Consider the following 1,591-nt stretch of genomic DNA (forward strand, 5'->3'; position numbering starts at 1 on the left):
TGTAATGGTTCAGCGGAACGACTAGTTTCCGAGGGTTGAGTTAAGCTACTTGGCGGTGGTTAAAAAGGTGGCTGCGAACCGTTCGCAGTGTCCAGCGTGGCCGACATCCTGTCGGAACGGTCCGGGCATCGTGCCCGGAAGGTTTTGCGCTTTGTGGCTTACCCGAGAGAGGAAGAGTGGTGACGGCCATCTGCCCCGCTGGCCGCCCCCGCTCGGTCTAAGCACCCGGCGCGGCGCTCAGGTTGCTCCTCAGCAGTGCCTTATCCTCCGGCCGGGCATCTCCAGTATACGTTGCCGATTGGCCCTCGCGGGCGGCTCGGCGTGCATTGCCACGACGCGTTCGCGCGTCGGCCAGCTTCTGGTCTCGAGCCGCGTGGATCGACGCCGCTCGGCCAGCCAACATATCCGCAGGCGTCACATAGCCGATTGCACTATGAAGACGCTCGTGGTTGTACGTCCGAACGAAGTCGCTCACCGTGCGCTGAGCGTCTCCCAGCGATAGCGGAGTCTTGGGGCGGATGCACTCCGACTTGATCGTGCGGTGGTAGCGCTCGATCTTGCCGTTGCTCTGCGGATAGTAGGGGCTGGTGCGAACGTGCGTCATTCCGCTGATCCGGATGAACTGCTTGAAGTCGTTGCTGATGAACTGTGGGCCATTGTCGGTGATGATCTGCGGCTTCACGCCCGGATGCATCTCCTTGGCACGCTGGAGAATCGTTTCGATGTCCAGCTCCTTCATCTGCTCGCGAATTTCCCAGTGCACAACCGCTCGAGAGTAACCGTCGATCACACTGGTCATGTAGTAAAACGTCCCGCAGATATTCAAGTGGGACACATCCACATGCCAGTGCCGGTGCGGAGCAGCAGGCTGGTTGAACCCCATGCCTTTTGTCTTGGTTTTGCTCGTTTTGCGACCCAATAGATCGGCTTTGCTGAGCACGCGATAGACCGTTGCCGGACTGACCGCAACGATGTCGGCGTCGAGCATCATGTAGGTCAGCCGGCGATAGCCTTCGAGCGGATGTTTAAAATGGAACCGAACGATCGCGTCACGTTCCCAGTCCTCGAGCCAGTGATCGCGAGGAATGGCGCCATTGTGGTCGTAGGTCTTGCCGTAGCTGCGGCACCACTTGTAGAACGTCGACTCGTACAGCCCGATCCACGCAAGGATCCGTTTGGCCGGCAGCTCCGCTCGCTGCTTCCAGTGATTGACGTAGTCGACGACGGCATCGCGAACATCGTGAGAGACCCATTTGCCGTTCAGGGTCCCCCACTGGCTTTTTTTAGCTTGACGTGCTCCTCAAGCAGCTCCGCGACGACTTCGTTCTTGTTCTGGATCTTGGCTTCGAGCTCTTCGATCTTCTTTTGCTGTGCGTCCTGTTGTCGCCGAGCGTTCGCGGAATTGGTTTTCCTGGCGAAGCATTGAGCGCCATTCTCGAAGAACTGCTTCTGCCAGTTGTAGTACTGAGTGGGATGAATGGAATACTTGTCGCACAGATCCGAGACGGGCGTGTGATCCAGGAGATGCTCCCGCACGATCGCAACTTTCTGTTCAGGCGTTAGATTTCGTCTTTTCGACATCGACTCGTTT

At 58.0% G+C, this 1,591-nt stretch carries 2 protein-coding genes; both read right to left on the reverse strand.

Annotated elements, in window-relative coordinates; genetic code table 11:
* Window positions 1-217: 217 nt before the first annotated feature.
* Complete coding sequence (locus GE027_RS22500; protein WP_202617512.1) at window positions 218-1,264, reverse strand: IS3 family transposase; 1,047 nt, start codon at window positions 1,262-1,264, stop codon at window positions 218-220.
* The coding region (locus GE027_RS22505) for a transposase (RefSeq protein ID WP_202617511.1) at window positions 1,261-1,591 on the reverse strand (331 nt) is incomplete at its 5' end. The genes GE027_RS22505 and GE027_RS22500, both read right to left, overlap by 4 nt.

It is taken from the genome of Roseimaritima sediminicola (genome assembly GCF_009618275.1).
Taxonomy (GTDB): domain Bacteria; phylum Planctomycetota; class Planctomycetia; order Pirellulales; family Pirellulaceae; genus Roseimaritima; species Roseimaritima sediminicola.